General features: G+C 48.3%; 24 protein-coding genes. 23 read left to right on the forward strand and 1 reads right to left on the reverse strand.

Annotated elements, in window-relative coordinates; translation table 11 throughout:
- The first annotated feature begins 13 nt into the window (after positions 1-13).
- The 23 genes from ssb to KOG47_RS10625 all read left to right on the forward strand — a co-directional run bounded on the left by ssb (position 14) and on the right by KOG47_RS10625 (position 21,691).
- Positions 14-523, forward strand: coding sequence for a single-stranded DNA-binding protein (gene ssb, locus KOG47_RS10515; protein WP_015880231.1), 510 nt, complete (start codon positions 14-16; stop codon positions 521-523).
- Between the two features lie 43 nt (positions 524-566).
- Positions 567-797, forward strand: a complete 231-nt coding sequence (gene rpsR / locus KOG47_RS10520) for a 30S ribosomal protein S18 (RefSeq protein WP_015880232.1) — start codon at positions 567-569, stop codon at positions 795-797.
- A gap of 152 nt (positions 798-949) precedes the next feature.
- The gene (locus KOG47_RS10525; protein ID WP_214691421.1) at positions 950-2,941 is read left to right on the forward strand and encodes a DHH family phosphoesterase; all 1,992 of its coding nucleotides are present in this window, start codon (positions 950-952) and stop codon (positions 2,939-2,941) included.
- The gene (gene rplI / locus KOG47_RS10530; RefSeq protein ID WP_159563195.1) at positions 2,938-3,381 is read left to right on the forward strand and encodes a 50S ribosomal protein L9; all 444 of its coding nucleotides are present in this window, start codon (positions 2,938-2,940) and stop codon (positions 3,379-3,381) included. The genes KOG47_RS10525 and rplI overlap by 4 nt, the downstream gene beginning before the upstream one ends.
- Positions 3,382-3,398: 17 nt before the next feature.
- Complete coding sequence (gene dnaB / locus KOG47_RS10535; protein ID WP_015880235.1) at positions 3,399-4,751, forward strand: replicative DNA helicase; 1,353 nt, start codon at positions 3,399-3,401, stop codon at positions 4,749-4,751.
- A gap of 158 nt (positions 4,752-4,909) precedes the next feature.
- Positions 4,910-6,199 (forward strand): adenylosuccinate synthase, encoded by a 1,290-nt coding sequence (locus KOG47_RS10540; protein ID WP_078145962.1) that lies wholly within the window; start codon positions 4,910-4,912, stop codon positions 6,197-6,199.
- Between the two features lie 121 nt (positions 6,200-6,320).
- Complete coding sequence (yycF, locus tag KOG47_RS10545; protein WP_015880237.1) at positions 6,321-7,031, forward strand: response regulator YycF; 711 nt, start codon at positions 6,321-6,323, stop codon at positions 7,029-7,031.
- A gap of 3 nt (positions 7,032-7,034) precedes the next feature.
- Complete coding sequence (gene walK, locus KOG47_RS10550; protein WP_074035234.1) at positions 7,035-8,876, forward strand: cell wall metabolism sensor histidine kinase WalK; 1,842 nt, start codon at positions 7,035-7,037, stop codon at positions 8,874-8,876.
- Positions 8,876-10,258 carry a two-component system activity regulator YycH gene (yycH, locus tag KOG47_RS10555; protein ID WP_159563197.1) on the forward strand — a complete coding sequence of 461 codons (1,383 nt, stop codon included), beginning with the start codon at positions 8,876-8,878 and terminating at the stop codon, positions 10,256-10,258. The genes walK and yycH overlap by 1 nt, the downstream gene beginning before the upstream one ends.
- Positions 10,245-11,069: a two-component system regulatory protein YycI gene (locus tag KOG47_RS10560; protein WP_159563198.1), complete on the forward strand. Its 825-nt coding sequence runs from the start codon at positions 10,245-10,247 to the stop codon at positions 11,067-11,069. Before yycH ends, KOG47_RS10560 begins: the two co-directional genes overlap by 14 nt.
- 13 nt (positions 11,070-11,082) lie before the next feature.
- Positions 11,083-11,874: an MBL fold metallo-hydrolase gene (locus tag KOG47_RS10565; RefSeq protein WP_015880241.1), complete on the forward strand. Its 792-nt coding sequence runs from the start codon at positions 11,083-11,085 to the stop codon at positions 11,872-11,874.
- 51 nt (positions 11,875-11,925) lie between these two features.
- A complete protein-coding gene (locus tag KOG47_RS10570; RefSeq protein ID WP_214691419.1) occupies positions 11,926-13,185 on the forward strand; it encodes a S1C family serine protease in 1,260 nt (419 codons plus the stop codon).
- A gap of 37 nt (positions 13,186-13,222) precedes the next feature.
- A complete protein-coding gene (locus KOG47_RS10575; protein ID WP_015880243.1) occupies positions 13,223-13,384 on the forward strand; it encodes a CxxH/CxxC protein in 162 nt (53 codons plus the stop codon).
- 83 nt (positions 13,385-13,467) lie between these two features.
- Positions 13,468-13,947 (forward strand): 23S rRNA (pseudouridine(1915)-N(3))-methyltransferase RlmH, encoded by a 480-nt coding sequence (rlmH, locus tag KOG47_RS10580; RefSeq protein WP_074034007.1) that lies wholly within the window; start codon positions 13,468-13,470, stop codon positions 13,945-13,947.
- 152 nt (positions 13,948-14,099) lie between these two features.
- Positions 14,100-15,050: a hypothetical protein gene (locus KOG47_RS10585; RefSeq protein ID WP_215244198.1), complete on the forward strand. Its 951-nt coding sequence runs from the start codon at positions 14,100-14,102 to the stop codon at positions 15,048-15,050.
- Positions 15,051-15,074: 24 nt separating this feature from the next.
- Positions 15,075-15,629, forward strand: coding sequence for a GNAT family N-acetyltransferase (locus tag KOG47_RS10590; protein WP_215244199.1), 555 nt, complete (start codon positions 15,075-15,077; stop codon positions 15,627-15,629).
- A 172-nt stretch (positions 15,630-15,801) separates the two neighbouring features.
- Positions 15,802-16,047, forward strand: coding sequence for an acyl carrier protein (locus KOG47_RS10595; protein ID WP_015880247.1), 246 nt, complete (start codon positions 15,802-15,804; stop codon positions 16,045-16,047).
- Complete coding sequence (locus KOG47_RS10600) at positions 16,044-17,450, forward strand: AMP-binding protein (protein WP_215244200.1); 1,407 nt, start codon at positions 16,044-16,046, stop codon at positions 17,448-17,450. The genes KOG47_RS10595 and KOG47_RS10600 overlap by 4 nt, the downstream gene beginning before the upstream one ends.
- 49 nt (positions 17,451-17,499) lie before the next feature.
- Positions 17,500-18,951, forward strand: coding sequence for an MBOAT family O-acyltransferase (locus KOG47_RS10605; protein WP_214691414.1), 1,452 nt, complete (start codon positions 17,500-17,502; stop codon positions 18,949-18,951).
- A 21-nt stretch (positions 18,952-18,972) separates the two neighbouring features.
- Positions 18,973-19,908 (forward strand): hypothetical protein, encoded by a 936-nt coding sequence (locus tag KOG47_RS10610; protein ID WP_215244201.1) that lies wholly within the window; start codon positions 18,973-18,975, stop codon positions 19,906-19,908.
- Between the two features lie 5 nt (positions 19,909-19,913).
- On the forward strand, positions 19,914-20,411 hold the full coding sequence (locus KOG47_RS10615) for a peptide-methionine (S)-S-oxide reductase (RefSeq protein WP_214691429.1): 498 nt from the start codon (positions 19,914-19,916) through the stop codon (positions 20,409-20,411).
- Between the two features lie 97 nt (positions 20,412-20,508).
- Positions 20,509-21,030: a sigma-70 family RNA polymerase sigma factor gene (locus KOG47_RS10620; RefSeq protein ID WP_214691412.1), complete on the forward strand. Its 522-nt coding sequence runs from the start codon at positions 20,509-20,511 to the stop codon at positions 21,028-21,030.
- Positions 21,020-21,691 carry a DUF3600 domain-containing protein gene (locus KOG47_RS10625; protein ID WP_214691411.1) on the forward strand — a complete coding sequence of 224 codons (672 nt, stop codon included), beginning with the start codon at positions 21,020-21,022 and terminating at the stop codon, positions 21,689-21,691. The genes KOG47_RS10620 and KOG47_RS10625 overlap by 11 nt, the downstream gene beginning before the upstream one ends.
- Before the next feature lie 227 nt (positions 21,692-21,918).
- Here the strand turns inward: KOG47_RS10625 and KOG47_RS10630 are convergent, their stop codons facing one another.
- Positions 21,919-22,161, reverse strand: coding sequence for a hypothetical protein (locus KOG47_RS10630; RefSeq protein WP_031424128.1), 243 nt, complete (start codon positions 22,159-22,161; stop codon positions 21,919-21,921).
- Positions 22,162-22,168: the final 7 nt, after the last annotated feature.

Below are 22,168 nucleotides of genomic sequence, written 5' to 3' on the forward strand. Positions count from 1 at the left end.
GGGGAGCTTGGAGATGATTAACCGAGTTGTGTTAGTTGGTCGATTGACTCGCGATCCCGAAATGCGTTATACGCAGAGCGGAATCGCCGTAACACGCCTTACTCTCGCTTGCGATCGTCCATTCGCTGGACAAGATGGGAAGCGCGAGACGGACTTTATTGATTGTGTCGTTTGGCGCAAACAAGCAGAGAACGTAGCACAATACTTGAAAAAGGGCAGCATGGCCGGCGTTGACGGTCGCCTTCAAATCAGTAGTTACGAAGGACAAGATGGCCAACGTCGTTACCGGGCAGAAGTAGTCGCAGACAGCGTACGCTTCCTTGAACCACGCGGAGCCTCAGGGCAACGTGAGCAAGCACCATCTGGAGATGTCTTCGGTGGTGGTGAATCAAGTGGATCAGGATGGGGCGCAGGAGCCGCTTCGACTTCATCTCAGTCCTCGAATTCGAATAAAGGTTTTGACGCAGATCCGTTCTCGGGTGGCGGCAAAATCGACTTGTCAGATGATGATTTGCCATTCTAATCATCATGGACAATAAAAACTAACCTATAAAGGAGGTCTTCACATGGCACGTCGTCCAGGAGGTCGTCGTCGTCGTAAAGTATGTTTCTTTACGTCGAACAACATCACTCATATCGATTATAAAGACGTAGAATTGCTCAAACGCTTCGTTTCGGAGCGTGGTAAAATTCTTCCACGTCGTGTGACTGGTACTTCAGCGAAATACCAACGTCCACTTACTGTCGCTATCAAGCGCTCACGTCAAATGGCTTTGCTTCCATACGTTGCAGAGTAATTGTTTGACGAACGGCTTATCCTCTTGGATAAGTCGTTTTTTTGTATTTCATCTCGTCTGTAAGTGTGTAAGTGAAACCGACGAATATGGTATGATAGAGCAGAAACCTTTACGATTCCATGGGTGAACATTACTCATTTTAGGAGGCATACATGCACAGTGGTGAAGCATTAACATCCGTGAAGAACCAATACGCGCGGCACATGATTCCATACGTGATTGGATTCCTTGTCTCGTTAGGATTGGCGTTCTACAACATTGTGGCGGCAATCACCCTGTTTATGGGCACGCTGATTTTTTTCATCTATCAGCAAGTGACGATGCGACGGGAGCGTAAAAATTGGGAACAGTATGTCCTCTCTCTCTCTCATCAAATCGAAGAGGTCGGAAAAGAAGCATTGACGACGATGCCGATTGGGATTTTAGTCTTTGACCAGGACCGACGGATCAGTTGGTATAACGAACAATCACGATTGATTTTCGAACTCGATATGGCGATTGGAATACCGCTTGATGCGCTCCATTCCGCCTTCGATGAATTGATTGAAGAAGAAGAGGATGAAGCCACGATTGAAGTGGGTGACCGTGTCTATCGTGTTTATTACAATCAAATCCATCAAACCCTCTATTTATTTGATATGACCGAAGAAGCGGAGATGGAACAAAAGTATGTTCAAACGCAGACGGTTATCGGTATTTTGTATTTAGATAACTATGACGAGATGTCGACTGCGGTGGATGAACAGGTCCGTAGTGAAGTCAATCGTCGGGTGACGGTACTCCTCAATCAATGGGCGCAGCGGCATCATATCTACATGCGTCGTACAGCTGCGGACCGCTTTTTCCTCGTCATGAATGAACGGACGCTATCTGAACTTGAAAACAACCGCTTTTCAATCTTGGATGAAGTGCGTGATGCGACGAAGGAACAAAGAATCCCGTTGACGTTATCAATCGGGATTGGGTGCGGTGAAACGACATTGACGGAGCTCGGTAATCTCTCTCAGTCGAGTCTAGATTTAGGACTTGGCCGTGGTGGTGACCAGGCAGTCGTTAAGCGTCATAATGGGAAAGTTCGTTTCTTCGGCGGGAAGACAAATCCGACCGAGAAGCGAACGCGTGTCCGGGCACGTGTCATCTCGAACTCGATGCGTGACCTCATTCGGGAATCGAGCCGTGTCCTTGTGATGGGACATAAGAATCCAGATATGGACTCGCTCGGGGCTTCCATCGGTGTCATGAAATTGGCCGAGTTTGTCGGGCGCGAGGCGTATGTCGTCATTCCATCCGGTGAGACGAGTGTCGGCATTCAGCGGCTCGTCCATGAAGTAGAGAACGATGACTCGTTATACAGCCAATTCTTGACCGAGTATGAGGCGCAGCCACTCATCGATGAACAGACATTACTCGTCGTCGTCGATACACACCGTCCGTCCCTCGTCATTTCAAAAGACATTTTGGATCGGTCGGAGCGGGTCGTCGTCATCGACCACCATCGTCGCGGGGAAGAGTTTATCGAAGATCCGGTTCTCGTGTATATGGAGCCTTACGCATCATCAACGAGTGAGCTCGTCACGGAATTGATTGAGTATCAGGCGGGAAGTCGAAAGCTCTCTATTTTAGAGGCAACGTCACTTCTCGCGGGAATCATGGTCGATACGAAAGGATTTACGCTCCGTACGGGATCCCGTACGTTTGATGCGGCATCCTTCTTACGGATTCAAGGTGCTGACACGGTTCTCGTACAGCACTTCATGAGACAAGATCTCGATGCTTATATCGAGCAGTCTCAGATTTTGAGAAACACCGAAATTTATGCAGGTGGGATGGCGATTGCGGTCGCTTCTGACGACGAGGCACACCATCAAGTGTTGATTGCTCAGTCTGCAGACCAGTTGCTGAATATGGAAGGCGTCAAAGCCTCGTTCGTCATCGCCGTCTTACCGGACGGGCGTACGGGAATCAGCGCGCGGTCGCTCGGTGACGTCAACGTCCAGGTCATCATGGAAATGCTCGATGGCGGTGGCCATTTGACGAATGCGGCGACGCAACTTGAAGTGAGTCGCGAACAAGCGAAAGTCATGTTGAAAGAGGCAATCGATCATTACGTAACAGATGAAACTGAAGGAGAGGAATTAGAATGAAAGTCATTTTGAAAGTAGATGTAAAAGGACAAGGGAAAGCTGGAGAAGTGAAAAACGTGGCAGACGCTTACGCTAAGAACGTCTTGTTCAAGAAAAACTTGGCAGTGGAAGCGACACCAGGAAACCTGAAAGCATTCGCGGCTAAAGAACGTCGTGCCGAAGAAGCAGCAGAAGAAGAGTTGAACGAAGCGAAACAACTCAAAGAAAAGCTTGAAAAAGAGACGATTGCCGTCACGACGAAAGCCGGTGAAGGCGGTCGCGTGTTCGGTTCGGTCACGAGCAAGCAAATCGCGGATGCCCTTAAATCAATGGGCTACAAAATTGATAAGCGTAAAATTGAACTCGAGCATCCGATCAAGGCGCTCGGTTTCACGAAAGTGCCAGTGAAGTTGCACCATGACGTCGTCGCGACGTTGAATGTACATGTACAAGAAGCTTGAAGGTGAGGTAGAGACGGATGAGTGATGCGATTCAAGTCAATACACCACCGCATAGCGTGGAAGCGGAGCAAGCCGTCTTAGGGGCAATCATCCTCGATTCGGATCGGTTGATTACGGCCTCAGAGCGGGTCGACCCGGACGACTTTTATCGTGTCAGCCACCAACGCATCTTTGAAGCGATGCTAAAGATCAATGACCGAGGCGAGCTCGTCGACTTGGTCACGCTCAGTTCCGAGTTACAGGCGCAAGGGATTTTGGACGAAATCGGGGGCCTCAACTATTTGGCGGAGGTCGCGGAATCCGTTCCCGCCATCGGGAACATCGGCTATTACTTGAACGTCGTCGACCAAAAGGCGGCACTCCGTCGCCTGATTCGAACTGCGACCAACATTGTCTCGGATGGTTATGAGCGTCAAGATGAGGTGGATTCTGTTTTATCTGATGCCGAGCGAAATATTCTAAAAGTATCGCAGCGAAAAGGACAATCGAGCTTCCACCCGATTGGTTCTGTCTTATCCGATGCGTACTCGACGATTGAAAAGCTACATCAGTCGAGCGGTGAAATCACCGGGATTGCGACCGGGTTCACGGATTTGGATAAGATGACGGCCGGTTTCCAACGAAACGATTTGATTATCGTGGCCGCCCGTCCATCTGTCGGGAAGACCGCGTTCGCCTTGAACATCTCGCAAAACGTCGCGGTCCGTACGGGTGAGAACGTTGCCATCTTCAGTTTGGAGATGGGTGCCGAGCAACTCGTCATGCGTATGTTGTGTGCGGAAGGGAACATCGATGCCCAGCGCCTCCGGACCGGTCGTCTTGAAGCGGAAGATTGGGGTCGTCTCTCCCTTGCGATGTCGTCGCTCTCCCAAGCAGGCATCTACATCGACGATACACCGGGTCTTCGGGTCAACGAAATCCGAGCCAAATGTCGCCGATTGAAGCAGGAACATGGTCTCGGGATGATCATGATTGACTACTTGCAGCTCATCGTCGGGAACGGGAAACCGGGCGAGAACCGCCAACAAGAAGTATCGGAAATCTCACGTACGCTCAAAGCAATCGCACGGGAACTACAAGTACCGGTCATCGCCTTGTCTCAGCTCTCACGTGGCGTAGAGAGTCGTCAAGACAAGCGACCGATGATGTCCGATATCCGTGAATCGGGAGCAATCGAGCAGGATGCCGATATCGTCGCCTTCCTCTATCGTGATGACTATTACGATAAAGAGAGTGAAGACGCCAATACGATTGAAATCATCATTGCGAAACAACGTAACGGTCCGACCGGTACGGTCAAGCTCTCCTTCAGGAAAGAGTACAACAAGTTCGTCAATATGGAGACGCAAGCCTTCGCACCACCGATGTAACGTCGGTGGTGTCTTTTTTTGTATAGGATTAGATCAAAATGACGAACGAATAGTTACATCTTATATAAAACGTTCGGTATTCAATTGACTTTCTTGCTTTTCAAGTGTACACTTACGGATGGTTTGAACAGAACGTTGATTAATAAGGAGGATTCATTATGTCATCAGTAGTCGTAGTGGGAACGCAGTGGGGCGATGAAGGGAAAGGGAAGATCACCGATTTCTTATCGAAACAAGCCGAAGTCGTCGCGCGTTATCAAGGGGGAGACAACGCTGGTCACACGATCGTCTTCAATGATACGAAATATAAACTTCACCTCATTCCGTCTGGGATTTTCTATTCGGATAAGACGTGTGTCATCGGGAACGGGATGGTCGTCAACCCGAAATCACTCGTGACAGAACTCGCTTACTTACATGAACGGGGTGTGAGCACGGATAACCTCCGGATCTCGAACCGGGCGCATATCATCTTGCCATACCACCAGCTTCAAGATCGTCTCGAAGAAGAGGCGAAAGGTGACGCGAAAGTCGGTACGACACTGAAAGGAATCGGTCCAGCGTATATGGACAAGGCGGCACGTATCGGGATTCGCATCGCCGACCTTCTCGACAAAGAAGTGTTTGCGGAGAAGCTAAAGACTGTACTTGAACTAAAAAATCGCATGTTCGTGAAAATGTATGAAGTCGATCCAATCGAGTTCGATGACATCTTTGAAGAATACTACGCGTATGGTCAACAGTTCGCGAAATACGTGTGTGATACATCGGTCGTGTTGAACGATGCGCTCGACGAAGAGAAAAAAGTTCTCTTTGAAGGGGCTCAAGGGGTCCTTCTCGATATCGACCATGGAACGTATCCGTTTGTCACATCGTCGAATGCTGCATCAGGCGGCGTATCGAGTGGTGCCGGAATCGGGCCATCGAAGATTCATCACGTGGTTGGTGTCTGTAAAGCATATACGTCACGCGTTGGAGACGGTCCGTTCCCGACAGAGCTCGACGATGAGATCGGTCATACAATCCGTGAAGTCGGGAAAGAATATGGAACGACAACAGGTCGTCCACGCCGTGTCGGCTGGTTCGACTCGGTCGTCGTGCGTCACTCACGCCGCGTCAGTGGGATCACAGATCTTTGCCTCAACTCAATCGATGTGCTGACAGGTCTTGAGACGCTTAAGATTTGTACATCGTATGAGTATGAAGGAAAGCATCTTGACGAGTATCCACCGAACTTCCGCGTCCTTGAGAAGTGTGTACCGGTATACGAAGAGCTTCCTGGCTGGACAGAGGATATCACAGGGGTTCGTCGCTTTGAAGACCTTCCGGAGAACGCACAGCGTTACGTGCGTCGCATCGAGGAATTGACAGGAATCGAATTGTTGACGTTCTCGGTCGGACCGGCTCGTGAACAGACAGTCATCTTGCGTGATATTTACGAAGCATAAGAAAGGGAGCCACCGGGCTCTCTTTTTCTATTTCCACGGAAATGGACCACGCTTTCTAAGCTGTTTAAAAAGAGTTACAATGTAGGCATGTACGTTTAATGATAAGAGGAGGACTCACTGAATGGATCGTACGATTTTAGTGGTAGATGACGAACAACCAATCGCAGATATATTGAAGTTTAAACTTGAAAAAGAAGGTTACCAGGTGCACGTTGCCTATGACGGTGAAGAAGCACTCGTCAAAGTAGAAGAGATTCAACCGGATCTCATCTTGCTCGACATCATGCTTCCGCTCAAGGACGGCATGGAAGTATGCCGTGAGGTGCGGAAGAAATACGATATGCCGATCATCATGTTGACGGCAAAAGATTCCGAGATCGACAAAGTACTCGGACTAGAGCTCGGCGCAGACGATTACGTCACAAAGCCGTTCAGCTCACGTGAATTGTTAGCCCGTGTCAAAGCGAACATGCGACGTCATGCGACAGCACCGGCGCCAGAAGCAAAAGGAGCCAACGCGAACGATATCGTGATCGGCGACTTGACGATTCATCCGGATTCGTACATGGTGACGAAACGGGATGAGAAGATCGAATTGACACATCGCGAGTTCGAATTGATTCATTACCTCGCCCAAAACATCGGGCAAGTGATGACGCGGGAGCACTTGCTCCAAACGGTATGGGGCTATGATTACTTCGGTGATGTGCGTACCGTGGATGTCACAGTACGTCGTCTTCGTGAAAAAGTTGAGGACAATCCATCGACTCCGACGTATATCATTACGCGTCGTGGCGTCGGGTATTATTTGAAGGCAGGAGAAGAAGATTAAACGATGAAACGGACGAACTTCTTTAAATCAATCCAGTGGAAGCTCGTCGTCATCTATGCGCTGCTCATTCTCGTTGCGATGCAAGTCATCGGCGTGTACTTTGTGCGTTCTTTGGAACGGCAATACATCAACAACTTCTCGCAGTCACTTGTCGACCGGGCGAACCTACTGAGCTATAACATCAGTGAGGGGACTGCCGCGAACGAGAGTGACTTGACCACGGACCAGCAGTTGAACCAGTTACTGGATCAGCTGCTGTCTGAATTTACAGAGAGCACGACGCTAGCTGACGACATTCGAGAAGTCCAAATCATCGACACGAACAGTGTCGTCCGGGCAACCTCGAACCAAAATAATCAAAGTCTCGTCGGACAACGGACCGCGAGCACGTTCATTCAAAAGTCATTCGCGACAGGCGGGGCGCAAGAGACGCTCGTCTATGAAGATTCAAATGACCGAATGCGCGTCGTTGCCGTTCCGATCAAGTCGGAAGTGGACGGTACGACGACCGGGATGATCTATATCGAGGCATCGATGAAGTCCATCTACAACCAGATGGAACAAGTGACACGTATCCTCGCAACAGGGACGTTGATCGCACTCATCATCACCTCGTTCCTCGGAATTCTCTTATCGCGCACCATCACGCGACCGATTGCCGATATGCGGAGGCAGGCCGTCGAGATGCGGAAAGGGAACTTCTCACGAAAAGTTAAAGTGTATTCGGATGACGAGGTCGGTCAACTCGCTTACGCATTCAATGAATTGACGGACGAGTTGATGGAGGCGAACGCGACGACGGAAGCCGAACGACGCCGCTTGACGAGTGTCCTTGAGAACATGTCCGACGGTGTGGTCGCGACCGACCGCTCGCTACGGGTCATCTTGATGAACGACCAGGCGCGCGACATGATTGGGGTCGATGAAGAAGAGGCGATGGGGACGAATCTACAAAATCTCCTCGCATTCGAAGAGGAAATCATCATTCCGGAAGACGGCACGATGCCGACGAAACTGATTGACCTCAGTACGGATGAAGAATTGTTCCTCGTTCGTGCCTATTTCTCACCGATTCAAAAACATAGTGGACCAATCACAGGTCTCATCGTCGTCTTGCATGACGTCACGGAACAAGAACAGGTCGAACAGGACCGCCGTGAATTCGTTGCGAACGTCAGTCATGAATTGCGGACGCCGCTCACGACGATGCGTAGTTACTTGGAGGTTCTTGCAGAAGGTGCTTATCAGGATGAGGAATTGGCGCCACGTTTCTTAGAGACGACGCAAAACGAGACGGAGCGGATGATTCGCCTCGTCAATGACTTGTTGCAGCTCTCGAAGATGGACAGTAAAGAATATAAGATGCAGAAGGTGAAGTTCGACTTTGTGCAGTTCTTTAACGACATTATCGACCGTCACGAGATGACGAAAGGGGATGCGATTCAATTCCGTCGCAAACTGATGAAGCGTCGTGTCTACGTGCATGCCGATCAAGATAAGATGACCCAAGTCATCGACAACATCATCACGAACGCCATCAAGTTCTCACCAGAAGGCGGGACGATTACGTTCCGGACGATGCTTCGGGCGAAACGCCTCGTCATCGGCATCAAGGATGAAGGGGTCGGGATTCCGAAGTCGAACTTGAAGAAAATTTTCGAGCGTTTCTATCGTGTCGATAAGGCACGGGCGCGTAACATCGGTGGTACCGGGCTCGGTCTATCGATTGCCAAGGAAGTCGTTTCCGCTCACGGTGGCGACATCTGGGCAGAGAGTGAATTTGGAAGAGGTACAACGATTTACTTCACGATCCCGTTCGATACGATTGTGGAGGTGAATGATTGATGAAACGGTTTACGATTGCAAAGCCGGAACTGTGGAAGTCGTTCATTTTGCTCACGTTAATCGTCACGTCGATTGTTCAAACCATCATCTTGTGGGACTACCATCCCACGTATCAGGCCGTCCAATCTGAAACGCAACTCACGACGGTGGACGAGTCATTGCAGCGTCGAGCGGACCAGGTCATCATTCCCGTTCAAGCGGTCGTGCATGACAACAATGCTGTGTTCGCTTCAAAGAATACACCGAAGCAACTGATGCGTGTCATTCGGGATTCATTTGAAGCGAGTGAGTTCAAGCCGCTCGCTGTGAAAAACGTCCCGAGTTTCTATACGGATATCAACGAGGGACTGGAGTTGATCTTACCGGAGGCCTACTATGCGGACACGCTCAGCTATATGCTTCCGGGAACGTATAGTCTGTCTGGGAAGATTCCACAGCGAATCCTCATTTATATGGATGACAGTGCGTTCAACATTCGTGCCATCATGAGCGACCAGTCCATTTGGGAAGGGAAGTTGACGAAAGTCGGAAACGGCGATGTGAACAGTCTTTTCTTAAAAAACTCGAGTCGAACGATGAAGCGCGTGACGTATACGGATGAACGCGTGAATTATATCCCGGTCGTCGGACCTGAGATGAATGAGTTGTTCGCGTATGACGTGTCGTCGATTCAAATCGACACTCGTCTCGACTGGATGCGAGATACGTTCTTCCCAGGTGACCCGAACGTTCAAGAAGTCGACCCGGCAAGCTCGGTCGGGGCGTTGACGAATGGTGTCAGTGTGGCGGAATATGATGCGAAACTGAACGCCAGTCGCTATCGAAACCTGTCCCGGAATAGCACCGAGCGTGATACAGCAATCGGGTTAGATTCCATTGTGGAATTCGTGAACTTCCACGGGGGATGGGTCGATGAAGCGTCTGAGAATCAAGGGCTGTCCCTTCGATTCGATGCCATCACACCGGCCAATAAAGGATTTGAAACGACCGTGTTCCGTTTTCACGTGAAAGGGTATCCCGTCTTCAGTCAGCGTGAAGCGTTTATCAACAACGATGCCATCGATTTATCCACATTACGTGTGGAAAACGACGGGGCACAGGTCCGGTCAATCACACGTAACCACTTGGAAATCGATCGCCTGATCACCGTCGGCACGACACAGTTGGCTGATGCGGATGAGGTGCTCGGTACGCTCATCAACTCCGGACGATTTGAGAACGTGACCGAGATTCGAATCGGTTATGAGATCGAATATAACGAGGACACGAGCCGCTATGTGACGTTTTCACCGAACTGGTTCGTGCGTGAGGCGGGCCGTTGGGTCCCATACAATCAAGGAGACGATTGGACAGAAAGGATGATGTATCGTGGATTGGAGTAAAGCGAAATCGATTTTAATCTTCGCCTTCCTCGCCTTGAACATCTATCTGTTGTTTCAATTGCTGACGGAAACATGGGCGACCGAAGTCGTGACGAATGACAACACCTCGATCACGCAGATTTTAGACCAGCGGAACGTCGATCCGGCAAAATTGCCACGGATGGGTCGAGATATCGGCTATTTGACGGGTTCGTCTGAAGAGATGTCAGCTGCGATGATCACGAAAAATCGGGAGGCGCAGCTCGCGACGACGCTCGACAACATGCAACTCGAAGTCGAGTTGAAACAACCCGTGCCGCTCGATGCGAAGGATTTGCGGACGACCGCTTCGACGTTTGTGGCGGAATATGTTCCGTTTGGAAACGAGTACGCCTACTGGCGCTACGATGAAAAAACGAGACAGGTTGCTTTCGTACAAACATTCGAGGACAACAAGATTTTTTCAGCACCTGAAGTCGAGGGTGGCACGGAAATGTACATCGGTCCGTCCCTCATCCTCATTCAGTTGAACGAGTCGTTCGAAGTGACGGATTATAAACAGCGTCATTTAAAAGACCTCTCCTCAAAAACGCAAGATGACCTCGTGTTGACGGCCAGTGAAGCCATCTCACAACTCGCGTCTCGGAAGTACTTCCAACCGAACCAGGAGATGCGGGCCATCAATACCGGATTTTACAGTTTACCGCTCGACAGCTCTGGCAGTTTGATCATCATGCCACCGCTTTGGTCGATCGGAATTGATGATCAGGTCTACTTCGTCAATGCAATCGATGGAACAGTCGAGCACGTGGAGTTTGAAACGAAAGAATGAAAGGAGTGATTGCGTGACTTTACAGTATAGTGTGTTAGCGAGCGGGTCGACCGGAAACGCCCTCTATATCGAGACGGAACGGACGAAGCTGCTCGTCGATGCCGGATTGACCGGAAAAGCGATGCAACAGCGCATCGAAGCCATCGGTCGGTCATTTGACGGAATCGACGCACTGCTCGTCACCCATGAGCACTCCGACCATATTAAAGGTGTCGGGATATTAGCACGTAAGTATAATTTACCGATTTATGCGAATGCGAAGACATGGGCGGCGATGGAATCACTGATTGGAAAGATTGATCCTGCCTTGAAGTTTCAAATCGAAGTCGGAGATGTGAAACAGTTCGGGGATATTGAAATCGAGACGTTCAACGTGAGCCATGATGCGGCAGACCCAATGTTTTATCAGTTTGCCCATGACGGGAAACGATTAGCCCATATCACCGACACGGGTTATGTCTCGGACCGGATGAAAGGAATCATCCGTGGAGCGGACGACTTCATCTTTGAGTCGAACCATGACGTCTCGATGTTGCAGATGGGGCGTTATCCATGGAGTGTCAAACGACGAATCCTCGGCGACTATGGCCACGTCTCGAACGAGGATGCAGCCATCGCGATGAGTGAGGTCATCGGTGACCGCACGAAACGGATCTATTTGGCCCATTTAAGTAAAGACAACAACATGAAAGAGCTCGCACAGATGAGCGTCTCACAAACACTCGGCATGCGAGACGTCGACTTAGGTCGAATCAAATTGTGCGACACGGACCCGACAATCCCCACTTCACTCGTTTCTTTATAAGGAAACTTGGGAAAAGACAGTTATCACACTGTCTTGAAGGGGGGACGCGTCGTGAACGAAGAGAGACACCATGAGTATGAACCTCAAGACGTCGAACCTGAAGTACACGAAGCAACAGAAGAGAAATCGACGTATCCGTCTCGGAGCGAATGGCGACCGAAGCAAGAGGAGCACGTACGCCATAAGCCGAGACCAAATATAAAACCGTTGTTACTCGGAGGGGTTGGCGGATTCTTAGGAGCGGCTTTGTTTTTTGTCATCGTGATGCTCTGGGATTCGCCGACCTCTCGTTTTGTGACGAATGAACTGACGCGGACCGAACAGGCCGTCACCGTCACCGAATCGGACGTCACGACCGCTGTCCTTGGGGCGAAGACGTCCGTCGTCAGCATCACCAATATCCAGCGTGCGTTCACCTCGGACTCGCAATGGGAGGCGGGTGCCGGATCCGGTGTCATCTATAAAGTAGAAGGAAACACGGCCTATATCGTCACGAACTTCCATGTCATCGAAGAAGCGGACGAGGTCAACATCGCCTTTTCCGATGGTCAAATCGCATCGGCAACCATTTTAGGCGAAGACCCGCTCAACGACTTGGCTGTCGCTGAGGTCGAGTTACCAAAAAACATCGATGTGGAGCCGATTGTTCTCGGTGACTCCACCGTTCTCCAAGCTGGCGAGACCGTCATGGCCATCGGAAATCCGCTTGGTGTCTTCTCAAACTCGGTTACGCGTGGTATCGTCAGTGGTGTCGAGCGGACGGTGCCGGTCGATACGAACAGCGACGGCTTGATGGATTATAACGCGGAAGTCATTCAGACGGATGCGGCCATCAACCCGGGGAATTCGGGTGGTGCGCTCATCAACATTCGTGGAGAGCTCGTCGGAATCAATTCGATGAAAATCGCCGAGGCGAGCGTAGAAGGGGTTGGATTCTCCATTCCCGTCAACGTGGCGCTACCGGTCATTGACATGTTAGAACGCGACGGCAAGGTGACGCGGGCACAGCTCGGTGTCACGATTCAGGAAGTCATCGCTGTACCCGGAAACATCCGAGAAGAGTATGGAATCTCCTTCGACCAGGAAGACGGTGTCTTCGTCGAAGAAGTGACACCGGGTAGTCCGGCTGAAGAAGCGGGACTGCGTGTTGGAGATGTCATCACGAAAATCGGAGACCGGGAGATCAAACGATACGTCGATTTACGCGATGCGCTCTATCGTGATGCGACGGTCGGTGATACGATTACCATTGAGTATTTACGTCGCGGGGAAGCAAGAAAAACCGAGGCGACATTAACTGAAGCAACATAAAGAAGCGGCGACGCTTCTTTTTTAAGGAGGAAAAACTGTGGAAAAAAAAGTATGCAAGGAACATGTTGAAATCGCTTTAGACATCATTGTGGATGAAACAGGTGAATACCCGTTGCTAGAGGAATTATCCACAAGTGAACACGTGACATGTGAGTTCTGTGAAGCCGATGCAACATATATTGTGTCAAGCAAAAACTAATTATCAACATGTGGATTTGTGGATAACTCTGTGGATAACCCTATGGATAACTCCAAAAAAACTGTGGAAAAAGGAAGAATTGGATGAATATTTCAATTATCACGGTCGGCAAACTGAAAGAAAAATATTTAAAGCAAGGAATTGCCGAGTATACAAAGCGGCTGTCTGCCTACGCAAAAGTGCAGGAAATCGAGGTCTCAGACGAAAAAGCACCCGAGCATTTGAGTGAGGCAGATATGTTACTAGTAAAACAAAAGGAAGGCGAGCGGATTTTGGCGAAGATATCTCCAGATACGCACGTCATCGCCTTGGCGATTCAAGGAAAGCAGCGGACGAGTGAAGAGTTCGCCCGTGAACTCGATCAACTCGCGACGTATGGAAAGAGTAAAATCGCCTTCGTCATCGGGGGATCGCTCGGTCTGTCGGACGATGTGATGAAGCGAGCGGACGATACAATCTCGTTCTCGAAGATGACGTTCCCTCACCAACTCATGAAGCTCGTGTTGTGTGAGCAGATTTATCGGGCATATCGAATCAATCGGAATGAACCATACCATAAATAATTTCAAAACCTGTGTTTCTTATATGAGATACAGGTTTTTTTCTTGCTTAAAAATAGAAATACAATTGTTGTTGTAAGAATCAGCCATTACAATATAGATAATTACCATCAAAAAATAATTTTTTCATTATATTTAAAGGAGATTCGTTACATATGGAATCGAAAAAAGATACATTGACGAGAAAGCGGACTTCTACGTTTCAACGGTATTTATTACCGATTACGCTTGTCTCATCGCTTATCGTATCAGGTTCAGTAAGTTACATAGTGAGCAAGTTGAATCAGTCTGAATCAGAAAAAGTCTCTGCTGATCAATCCTCTCAAATGAAAATTGAGCAAATGCAACAAGATTCACTCGCCGTCATTGAAGAAAAAACCCCGAAAATATTAAATGACTTAAATGAGTATGAGAAAGATTTATCTGAGATTGTGAATCAAGTTGAGTTGGTGAATGAAAAGTTATTTCCAATCCGAGATCTCTTAGAACAAATTGATTCAGCCACTCTTGTTTTATCTGGCGTTAACAGCATGGTGAATAACCCGCTTTTGGGAAAAGTCAGTGGATATGTTAGTAATACAAATAATGCTTTGACAGAATTGGATGCCATTTTATTTCGATTAGAGCATTTATCACAAGTAAAAGCAGATATGAAAAAAACTCGCGAACGGGTCGAGCAATCATATAGTGACTATCAAAATTCACATGACCCAGTGAAACTAATTGATATTGAAAAAGAGCTAGATTCTGAGTTGATTTATCAAATTGAAGATATCCGGAATTCGACTGTTGAGGCACATGAGGCATTAGAAATCTCTTCGAAGGTTCTTTTGTCAGTAAATAAAACGATCTCCACTTATTATTCGTTCCAGTCATCGAGTGAAAAAGTAATCCAATCTCTGCAATTTTGGAAAGAGAAGAAACAAGTGACTAAGATTGATCAAAGCCAACATGAACAATTTATGAAAGAGCTTGATGAATCGTCTGAACGATTGAAAAATTTACCGGAGGATTTGGCTAAACGTTCTAATGAAACGATCTCTTCTATCAATTCGGTGAAGTCAGAACTTCAAATGATTCGTCTGACAGAAGCTTTACAGGATTGAAAATTTTATCACAAGGAGACTACGATGAACGCTACGATTCACCTCCTAACAAATCGACTGGATTCAAACTTTCTAAACACCTTCGAACGTTTCCAGGAAACGCATCGCATCTATGCCGTGGATCCAAATGGTGAGCTTTATCAAAAAGACGAGCACTATATTGATGAATGGGACGATGCGAAAAAACAACAGGTCATCGAGATTCTCAACTACTACATCGACCGTGGCGGAGTTGTTGTCGCAATCCAAAATGGTGAAACGTTACTCGGCTTTGCCGGACTGGATGGACACCTGCTCGGACCGGATGATCAGTATTTGAATTTGGGCTTCATTCATATGAGTCGTCCTTTCCGAGGTCAGGGAATCGGAAAGCGATTATTTGAACGTGTCTGTCAGGCAGCAATCGAACGAGGTGCGAAGAAACTATACATCGGGGCGAATCCGGCTATTGATACGTATCATTTCTATGAAGCGATGGGATGTACGTTAGCCGAAGAAATCGTGCCAGAAGTGTACGAGGCAGAACCACTCGACTTACAACTCGAATATGTTTTATCATCTCCTGAGATCGCATCATAACGATGTGGTCTTTTTCATACAAAAAATCGCTCAACTTCAAGCTTTATCTCCTATGAAGAATTGAGGATTTCGAAAAATTGTGATAGAATCACAAGGCAAATGATTATCATTATCAGTCGATAAGAATAGATGGAATCGAATAAGGTTGAGTGAATGTGAAAGGATGAATACAATGAGCACGCTTGAAGCATATAACATGGCATTTCGAAATGGATTGGAACTAGAGGACGATGTGGTCCTTGAAGAGATGAAGCTTGGGGAATCAACGGAGTGGGATTCGATTGGACATATGACCCTCATCGCTGAAATCGAGGATGCGTTTGACGTGTATATCGACTCGGATGAAATGACAGAGTTCCATTCGTATCAGTCTGGTATCGCGTTGTTGCAACGTCTCGGTGTGGACATCCAGTCATGACGCTTTTTCAAACACTCGAGCAGTACACGGATCGTGAGGTGGTCTATGCGGACCGCTCTTATTCATATAAAGAGATGATGGAAGTCGGGGACTCGATTTGTCAGGAAGTCGGCGAACGGTCGCTCGTCTTCTGTTTATGTGCTAACCGAGTCGAGTCGCTCTTCGCATATATCGGCTTTCTCCGTGGACGAGTCGTCCCGGTCTTGCTCGATGCAGATATTCCAGTAGAACAATTACAGAAGTTGATGGAACGGTATCAACCGACTCACGTCTGGGCTCCGGAGACGAGGGAGGATTTGGCTGAGTCGCTAGATTCTTTCTATGCTTATGGCGGCTACGCCCTATTTGAAAACGAAACATCGGTTCGCCACCAACTTCATGAGGAGCTTGCCCTTCTGTTGACAACTTCCGGTAGTACAGGGAGTCCGAAACTTGTTCGCCTCACATACAAAAATCTGATGGCGAACGCTTCATCCATCATCGACTATCTCGACATCGATCAAACGGATAAACCAATCACGACACTTCCGATGAACTATTCGTATGGACTCTCCATCATCAACAGTCATCTGTTAAAAGGAGCGACCCTCATCCTGACAGACCGCTCAATCGTTCAAAAGGAGTTTTGGGAGCTATGTCGTGCCGAGAAGGCAACCACGTTTGGTGGGGTCCCGTTTCATTATGAGATGTTGAAACGATTGAAGTTTGAGACGTACGACCTCCCAAGCCTGAAGAAGTTGACGCAAGCCGGTGGCAAGTTAGATCCGAAGCTTGCGCAGCACTTCTCAACGGTATGTGAAGAAAAAGGAATTCAATTTTTCATCATGTACGGTCAGACGGAGGCGACGGCCCGGATGTCGTATTTACCGGATCGGATGCATGCGAAAAAAGCCGGTAGCATCGGAATTGCCATCCCTGGTGGAACGCTCTCGTTACGAGATGAAGCCGGGAACGACATCAAAGATGCGAATGTGACGGGCGAACTGGTGTATCAAGGCGACAACGTGTCGTTTGGGTATGCGACCTCGTTAGCGGACCTTTCAAAAGGTGATGACAATCACGGTGTTTTACGAACAGGTGACATGGCGTATCGTGACGAGGATGGATACTTCTTTATCGTCGGCCGAATCAAGCGCATGATCAAACTGTATGGCAGTCGAATCAGCCTAGACGAAGTCGAGGCGCTCCTTCGAGAGCATGGACATGACTCCGTCTGTGCCGGGGAAGACGACCAGTTATACGTGTATACGTTACAAGATGACGTTGCACGCATTCAAAAAATCATCAAAGAACAAATCAAGGTGAAAGGTGTTCGGGTGATGCAGATTGACGAGATTCCGCGTAATGCGTTCGGGAAGATTCGTTATGCCGCATTGCCGAAGCGAGAACTTGTGACCACCTGATTGTCAGGAATCGGTATATCATCAAGTTTCATAACATCAGGTGGTAAATATGACTTTTATTTCGATTGAATTTCTCTTATTTTTAACACTCATCGTTGGAACGTACTATATGGTTCCACATCGATATCGTTGGGTGCTCCTTTTGTTGGCGAGCTATGTCTTTTACGCCACGTTGAGCGTTCAATTCATCCCGCTCCTGCTGATCAGTACCGCTTTCACCTATGTGATTGGAATTCTGATTGAGAAACAGGAGAAGAAGGAGCAGAAAAAACGGCTCATGTGGGTCGGTGTCTCGGTGCTCGTCTTCTTCCTCGGCTGGTTCAAATATTTTAATTTCGTCAATGATTCGCTCCGTTCATTTGCTACATGGAGCGGATTTGATTATGACGTCCCGTATAGAGAAATCGTCTTACCGTTGGCGATTTCCTTTTATACGTTCCAGGCCATCAGTTACGTCGTGGACGTCTCGCGCGGGAAGCAGAAGGCGGAGCGTCATTATGGCTATTTCTCGGTTTATTTCGCCTTCTTCCCACAACTTGTGGCAGGTCCGATTGAGCGGGCGAAAAAACTGTTGCCGCAGTTGAAGACGGAGCAACATCTTGACTATGACAACATCAGCTACGGCATCCAGCGCATCATTTGGGGATTCTTCAAGAAGACATTGATTGCCGATCGGTTGGCCCCGATTGTCGCGAGTGTGTTCAATAGCCCGGACCCGACCGGTTCGGAGATTGTGCTCGCGACGATGTTGTTCTCGATTCAACTGTTCGCGGACTTCTCGGCATGCAGTGACATCGCGATCGGCTGTGCACGCTTACTCGGGATTCGCTTATCGGAAAACTTCAAGCAACCGCACTTCGCCGTATCGATTGCCGACTTCTGGAACCGCTGGCATATCACGCTTTCGATGTGGCTACGGGATTATATCTTCATGCCACTCGCGAAAGGAAAGAAGAAACGCGAACAAATTTATGGTGCCATCCTTGCGACATTTTTAGTAAGTGGAATTTGGCACGGAGCCGCATGGAACTTCGTCTTATGGGGACTCATTCATGGAATCTATCGCGTCTTCGGAGATCATACGAAACAACAACGTGAAAAAATGGCGTCATGGGTCGGATTTGACCGTGTGCCGACACTGCATCGGTGGTGGAAAATCGCCATCACGTTCCAGCTCGTCTGTTTCTCACGTGTCTTCTTCCAGTCGCACTCCATGGCGGAGGCGTTCTCGCATGCCAAACTGTACGTGACGCCTTCTTCATGGGCACCGTCAGGCATGTTGCAGGCGATTCAAATCTTCTCATTGCTCGATTTGATCATCTTCCTCGTCGTCTTTGTCGTCGTTCATCTGTTCCAACATATCGAGCGGACGAGAGGTTCGGCTTGGGATTGGATGGCACGTCAGTCTGCCGTGACGAGTGTGGCCATCAACTTGTTCTTGATTATCTCAGCGTTCTTATTTGGCGTGTCGAGCCAAGGATTTGTATACGGTGGGTTCTAAGATGGATGGAAAGGAATTAGCATGAAGCGTTTAGGAATCAAAATAGGTGTCGTATTACTCGTCATCATCGCAATCTTCATTCCCGTCAACGAGTTCGTGAAAGAGTCGTGGGAATATAATAATAACCGAGCTGTCCTTGCCTTCAAGGAAGACCCTCACCCGGTCGACATCATCAATTTGGGGACGTCCCATGCGATGTACGGGTATTCATTCAAGTCGCTTGGATTATCGCATCTGGATTTGGCGTTACCGAGTCAGCCAATCGAATATGACTTGAAGATGTTAAAAGAATACGATGAACATCTGAAGCCAGGTGGGGTCGTGATTGTGTCGTTATCACAAATCACCTTCAGCAATTCGAACGTCGGTCGGAAAGAAAACTACTATCGCGTCTTGGAACGGGAAGACTTGGAGTCGGTCAGTTGGTTCAACTACTATACACACGAACGCTTCCCTGCATTAAACAGTGGGAGTGCCTACGCCGCCATTTCCCGGGAAATCCGAGATTTTCGCTTCGATGCGCATAAGCCATGGGAGAATGGGGGGCTGAACTATTCCGAGCGTAAGTATGAGGAAGTCGCCGCCCAATATGAGAATGCCGTGAACAATCACGAGATTGAAGAGAATATGGCATATTTACAAGACATCATCGATTACTGCAAGAAGAAAGGGTATCGCGTCGTCTTGGCGATGGAGCCGGTCCATTCGTCGTATCATGCGTATTTCGACGAAGCGGTCATGGAACGCCTCGTATTTCAGCATTTAGAAAAATTGGATATCGATGTCCCATTCCTCAACTACATGGGGGACGAACGGTTCATTCACAAACAATCCTTCTTCCATAACCCGGACCATTTGAATGGGGACGGGCGAACGTTATTGTCTACGCTTGTTTATGAAGATTTGAAGCGGTTGGGGTATATTCAAGATGAAGATGATAATATGGAACGGGAGTGATTCCAATCGAAACAATCTATTTAGCGGGCGGATGTCTATGGGGCGTTCAAAAATTTGTGAGGACATTACCTGGCGTCCTTTCAACTGAAGCGGGACGTGCGAACGGAACGACGGACACGTTGGACGGGGAATATGACGGATACGCGGAGTGCGTCAAAACGACGTTCGATCCGGACGTGGTGACGGTCAATGATTTGATGGGCTATTTATTTGAAATCATCGACCCATACAGCATCAACCAACAAGGAATCGATGTCGGAGAGAAGTATCGAACGGGTGTCTACAGTGAGGAGTCACAACATGTGATGGAGGCGCAGGCATTCATTGATCGACGCTCGGATGCGAAGCGGATTGCTGTTGAAGTCAAGCCGCTCACAAACTATGTGCGAAGTGCGGACGAGCATCAGGACCGCCTGACGCGTTGTCCGGATGATTATTGCCATATTCCGAAAGACTTATTAACAAAATATCAGAACGTGTCATCATCAAAGCGTCTCTTCTGAGATGCTTTTTTTCATTTTTTCCCAAATGAGTAAAGCTAAATGGACGCGTTTCATGTCTAATGAGTGTAAGGGAAAAAACGAAAAGGGGGGACGTTCGATGAAACGTCTCATTCAGAAAGCGCAACGAGGTAATGATCAGGCTTTCTTAAAGATCTTTCAGCATTACGAGGCCGACCTATATCGGATGGCCTACGTGTACGTCAAAAATCCGGACGATGCGCTCGACGTTGTGCAAGAAGTCGCTTATCAAGCATTTAAAAAGATCAGAACGTTACGGGAACCACAATTTTTGAAGACGTGGTTGATGAAGATCACCATCAACTGTGCGCTCGATGTCATGAAGAAGAGACAAAATGTGATTCAATTGAAGAAGGAGTTTGAAGAGTCAATCGGAATTGCGGAAACGGATTACGCGATAACGATGACACTCGCTGATATGATGGATTCTCTTCATGAGGATGAACGCAGTGTGGTCGTGCTGAAATATTATCAGGACTACACGTTTCAACAAATCTCAGATTTATTAGAATGGCCGATTGGTACGGTGAAGACAACCTTGTATCGGGCCGTCGATAAATTGAGACGAGAATGGAAGGAGGCTGATTGCTATGGATCGTGAGATGAAGCGAGTGTTGGCAGACATCGAAATTCCGGGTGAGCTACGGGAGCGGGGGCGCCAAGGTGTGAAGCGAGCGAAACAAGAAATGCGCCGGGAACCAGGATTTATCCGTCGGCGGTTGATGACGGTCGGAATCGCAGCGGCACTACTCATCCCGACTGGTGCATTCGCTTATCAATCCCTCTTGGCGGATGAGTTATACGGTTCGTTTGACGAGATGAAAGTACATATCGTCAGTGCTACTTTAGAGAAATACTTGTTATTGGACGCCAAATTGAATCAAGCGAAAGGAGTATTGGGTGAGGCAGAATATAATGAGTTCGAGCGAGGTCTGAGCATCTTCACGGATACGCGAATCGCTTATGGAAATACGAACGGAAATGTCGATTATGAAGCGATTCCGAAGGCGGAACGAGCGGAAGTGAAGCAGGCACTTGCTGATCTTCAGCCATACTTCGATCAATTGAACGATCAGCCTGCTGCACGTGATGTGTTGACTGCTGACGAATATGACGCATATATCGAAGCGCTTATGCGAGAAGAATCGATTCGAGTACGTGCTGGGGAGTATGTCGAAGACATGCCGGATGAGTTGCGACAGTCTTATGAAGAGGCACTCGCGATTATTCGAGAGGTCAATCGGAAGCAACAACAAAACTAGTCATGGTTCATAAGGATGGGAAAATATGTTATCTTCATCATGTTCTCATTCAGAAAATGAAAAAGAGGTACAAACATGTTCACATTCGGAATCATTGGTGGTGCAAGTCTTCTTTTAGTGGCGTTCGTCTTCGGCGTGACATATCTTGTCATCCGATCCATTGTAAAAATGATGAAAAAGTAAAAGAAGGAGGTGGTCACTCAAATCGAGTGATCAACTCCTTCTTTTTACGTCCGTTCGAGAACATTCACGAGCATCTGATGGATGACAGTATGATCGTTCGGGTCATGAAGCTGATAAGGACTGCCGGGGAGCGTATATACATCTTTCGCTCCGACGTACGTGATGTGGAGTGTCAAGGAACCATCTTCCTGACACGCCGTCGTCAGTTCCAACTCACCACTGATGACACCGACTTCTTCCGTCATGACACCGTGGGTTGCCTTAAAGATCGAAGTGATTTCGTTCATTCGAAGA

Source organism: Exiguobacterium sp. s121 (genome assembly GCF_018617245.1).
Taxonomy (GTDB): domain Bacteria; phylum Bacillota; class Bacilli; order Exiguobacteriales; family Exiguobacteriaceae; genus Exiguobacterium; species Exiguobacterium profundum.

Excerpts from the sequence above, each read along its gene's own strand:
- ssb (WP_015880231.1), top strand. The coding sequence starts at position 14 with ATGATTAACCGAGTTGTGTTAGTTGGTCGATTGACTCGCGATCCCGAA.
- rpsR (WP_015880232.1), top strand. The coding sequence starts at position 567 with ATGGCACGTCGTCCAGGAGGTCGTCGTCGTCGTAAAGTATGTTTCTTT.
- KOG47_RS10525 (WP_214691421.1), top strand. The coding sequence starts at position 950 with ATGCACAGTGGTGAAGCATTAACATCCGTGAAGAACCAATACGCGCGG.
- rplI (WP_159563195.1), top strand. The coding sequence starts at position 2,938 with ATGAAAGTCATTTTGAAAGTAGATGTAAAAGGACAAGGGAAAGCTGGA.
- dnaB (WP_015880235.1), top strand. The coding sequence starts at position 3,399 with ATGAGTGATGCGATTCAAGTCAATACACCACCGCATAGCGTGGAAGCG.
- KOG47_RS10540 (WP_078145962.1), top strand. The coding sequence starts at position 4,910 with ATGTCATCAGTAGTCGTAGTGGGAACGCAGTGGGGCGATGAAGGGAAA.
- yycF (WP_015880237.1), top strand. The coding sequence starts at position 6,321 with ATGGATCGTACGATTTTAGTGGTAGATGACGAACAACCAATCGCAGAT.
- walK (WP_074035234.1), top strand. The coding sequence starts at position 7,035 with ATGAAACGGACGAACTTCTTTAAATCAATCCAGTGGAAGCTCGTCGTC.
- yycH (WP_159563197.1), top strand. The coding sequence starts at position 8,876 with ATGAAACGGTTTACGATTGCAAAGCCGGAACTGTGGAAGTCGTTCATT.
- rlmH (WP_074034007.1), top strand. The coding sequence starts at position 13,468 with ATGAATATTTCAATTATCACGGTCGGCAAACTGAAAGAAAAATATTTA.
- KOG47_RS10585 (WP_215244198.1), top strand. The coding sequence starts at position 14,100 with ATGGAATCGAAAAAAGATACATTGACGAGAAAGCGGACTTCTACGTTT.
- KOG47_RS10590 (WP_215244199.1), top strand. The coding sequence starts at position 15,075 with ATGAACGCTACGATTCACCTCCTAACAAATCGACTGGATTCAAACTTT.
- KOG47_RS10595 (WP_015880247.1), top strand. The coding sequence starts at position 15,802 with ATGAGCACGCTTGAAGCATATAACATGGCATTTCGAAATGGATTGGAA.
- KOG47_RS10600 (WP_215244200.1), top strand. The coding sequence starts at position 16,044 with ATGACGCTTTTTCAAACACTCGAGCAGTACACGGATCGTGAGGTGGTC.
- KOG47_RS10605 (WP_214691414.1), top strand. The coding sequence starts at position 17,500 with ATGACTTTTATTTCGATTGAATTTCTCTTATTTTTAACACTCATCGTT.
- KOG47_RS10610 (WP_215244201.1), top strand. The coding sequence starts at position 18,973 with ATGAAGCGTTTAGGAATCAAAATAGGTGTCGTATTACTCGTCATCATC.
- KOG47_RS10620 (WP_214691412.1), top strand. The coding sequence starts at position 20,509 with ATGAAACGTCTCATTCAGAAAGCGCAACGAGGTAATGATCAGGCTTTC.
- KOG47_RS10625 (WP_214691411.1), top strand. The coding sequence starts at position 21,020 with ATGGATCGTGAGATGAAGCGAGTGTTGGCAGACATCGAAATTCCGGGT.
- KOG47_RS10630 (WP_031424128.1), bottom strand. The coding sequence starts at position 22,161 with ATGAACGAAATCACTTCGATCTTTAAGGCAACCCACGGTGTCATGACG.